At 49.0% G+C, this 2,663-nt stretch carries 3 protein-coding genes; 2 read left to right on the plus strand and 1 reads right to left on the minus strand.

The annotated features are described in order from the left end of the window. On the minus strand, positions 1-806 hold an 806-nt coding region (locus PHT49_12235; GenBank protein ID MDD5452653.1), incomplete at its 3' end, for an anaerobic ribonucleoside-triphosphate reductase. Positions 807-1,135: 329 nt separating this feature from the next. On the opposite strand from PHT49_12235, the gene tmk reads away from it, so the two are divergent. Both tmk and PHT49_12245 read left to right on the plus strand, forming a co-directional pair. Continuing rightward, entirely contained in the window at positions 1,136-1,843 is a 708-nt protein-coding gene (tmk, locus tag PHT49_12240) for a dTMP kinase (GenBank protein MDD5452654.1), read from the plus strand. A gap of 81 nt (positions 1,844-1,924) precedes the next feature. Continuing rightward, on the plus strand, positions 1,925-2,663 hold a 739-nt coding region (locus PHT49_12245), incomplete at its 3' end, for an ABC transporter permease (GenBank protein MDD5452655.1).

Consider the following 2,663-nt stretch of genomic DNA (forward strand, 5'->3'; position numbering starts at 1 on the left):
GCCTGCTGAGAAAACTCAAAGACCAGCATCTGGGCTATCTGTTTGACTTCTCTATCACTCATGCCCACCAGGTAGGGAGCGAAGAAGAGGTTAACCGCATCCCAGCCTATAGCCCCGGCAAAGTGGCTCTGGAGAGCGGCGGCGAATTTTACCATGTGGGCCAGGAGGACCTCCGGATGTTTGGCCGGCTTGGCCATAGCCAGGGAGTTGGGAAGGTTCAGCCCAAATTTTTTAATGTATTCCAATGACTGCCCTGAACAATAAGGACGGTCAATAAAACCAAGGTCATGTAAATGGATGTCGCCCTTGAGGTGGGCATCGCTCACCTCAGGAGTAAAGACATGCAGGAGGGCGTACTCTTTCTTAATCCACTCGGCCAAGGTCAGATTGGTGGCCTCCGGACCATGCGGCACGTTGGCATTTTCCTTGTTCGGGTGGACAAGAAGCTGGTCAACATCATAAAGCGGGGCCCCCAGGCGGGTGTGCATGCGCCGGGTATCCTCCAGATTAAGCTCCAGAAGTTTGGCGTTTACCAGTTCCCGAATAAGAGGGCCGGTCACCATCTTTATACTGGATGAACGAATAAACTCTTCTACCTGGCAACTGATGTTTTCCGCCGTATCTCTATCGATGAACGTCTCCCGGAGAAGGGCCTCTACTATGCGTTTGCGGTCCCAGCCCATGATATCTTCCTGGGAGGTACGCACGAAAAGCGCCATATCCGTGGTTTCGTTTATAACCACCCTCTCCTGGCTGATTGAGACCGATGTGGTTGCCATCTTGTTTATTTCTGCGACAGTGCCCATTTTTCTTCCCATCTTTTATTTAGTATGTGAGAGATGATAAACGTACCATATATTGTATGTCAACCAAAAAATTTACCTGAATCATAATTTGCTAATTTTTCGAACATAAAATTAAATGCCTTCTTTGCACGGCCGGGGGTTGGAATAGAGGCGGGATGCCCGGCCCTTCAAATAATAGTTAATTATTTTAGATGGTTATGAGTAAAATGGTCTGATTATGATAAAAAACCATAGGACGGGACACAAGAAAATGCTAAGAAGTTGGCAAGGGTTCGGATATAATGGCTGCAACCTGTCAGCCTCCAGCAGACTACGGAGATATATAATCCATGTCCAAAGAGACTAATGCTGAAGATTTTCCGTCACTAATGCAAAGGAACGGCCTTTCGAAGATGTCCTCCTCAGGCGGATGCCTTATTGCCTTTGAAGGGATTGACGGCGCCGGTAAGACGACTCAGGCGCGGCTACTTTACAACTATCTTAAAGACCAGGGTCATAACGTCCTTCTGACCCGGGAACCCACAGATGGCCCTTATGGGCAGAAAATCCGTGAACTCTTCGTGAGCAGACAGAAGGTTACCCCTCAGGAAGAGCTGGATTTGTTTATCAATGACCGCAGGCAGCATGTGGAAGAGGTCATAAAACCGGCCTTGCATGAGGGCTGGATTGTTATCACCGACCGTTATTATTTTTCTACCATGGCCTACCAGGGGGCGATGGGGTTGTCCGTGCCGGATATCAGGCGAAGAAATGAGGAGTTCGCGCCCGTTCCCGACCTGGTCATCCTGCTCATAGCCCGGCCGGATGAAACCGTTGAACGTATCAGAAATAAGCGCAGGGAAAAGCCTAATAATTTCGAAAAGGAAGATTACCTGAGGCGAGTGCAGGATATATTCCTGAGTTTTAACGATAGGTTCATATGCCGGATTGATGGACATGATGTCATCGATGCCGTCCAAGCCGGGATACAGAAAGCGATAAATCAGCTTATCACGGTCCGTACCGCCAGAGGCGGATCTCCGGCCTGCCTTGCTTAAAAAATTGTTGGACTGTCCTCTTGAGGTATAGTAAAAAAACAATTTAGGTAAAAAATTCTCTGTTCCGATGTACTGATTACTATGCGCAGATTTTTCTTTGCTATCGGCCACAAAACACTCTCCGCCATTAGCCAGATGGGCGACATAGCCATTATGCTTATAAGCGCCCTTAGCTGGGCATTTATACCACCCTTGCGCATACGCAATATCTTCAAGCAAATGGAGTTCATAGGCGTTAAATCAATTTTTATCGTTATACTTACGGGCCTCTTTACCGGTGGGGTTCTGGCCTTACAGAGTTATTATGCCTTCCGCAAATTCGGCGGCGAGTCGCTCCTCGGGGCTACTGTCGCCCTTTCCATGACACGGGAACTGGGTCCGGTTTTAACCGCACTCATGGTTACCGGACGGGCGGGGTCGGCCATAGCCGCGGAGTTAGGGACCATGCGGGTTACGGAACAGATCGATGCCCTGGCGGTTATGGCCATAAATCCGGTCAAATATCTGGTTGTACCACGAATTATTGCCGGTATTCTGGTTGTCCCCATCCTCACGGTTATTGATGACTTTGTCGGCATTGTGGGGGGATATATAATTGGTGTAGGCCTGCTTAAGATCAACCCCGGCATCTTCATGGCTAAGATGATAGAATTGGTGGAGCTGTCGGATATTTTTAACGGCCTTTTCAAGTCCGTATGTTTCGGGCTGCTTCTTACGTTAATCGGTTGTTACAAGGGTTACCATACCAGAGGCGGCGCGGAAGGGGTGGGGCGGGCTACTACTGAGTCCGTAGTCGTGTCCTCTGTCAGCATACTGGTTG

The sequence above is a fragment of the Desulfovibrionales bacterium genome (genome assembly GCA_028715605.1).
Lineage (GTDB): Bacteria > Desulfobacterota > QYQD01 > QYQD01 > QYQD01 > QYQD01.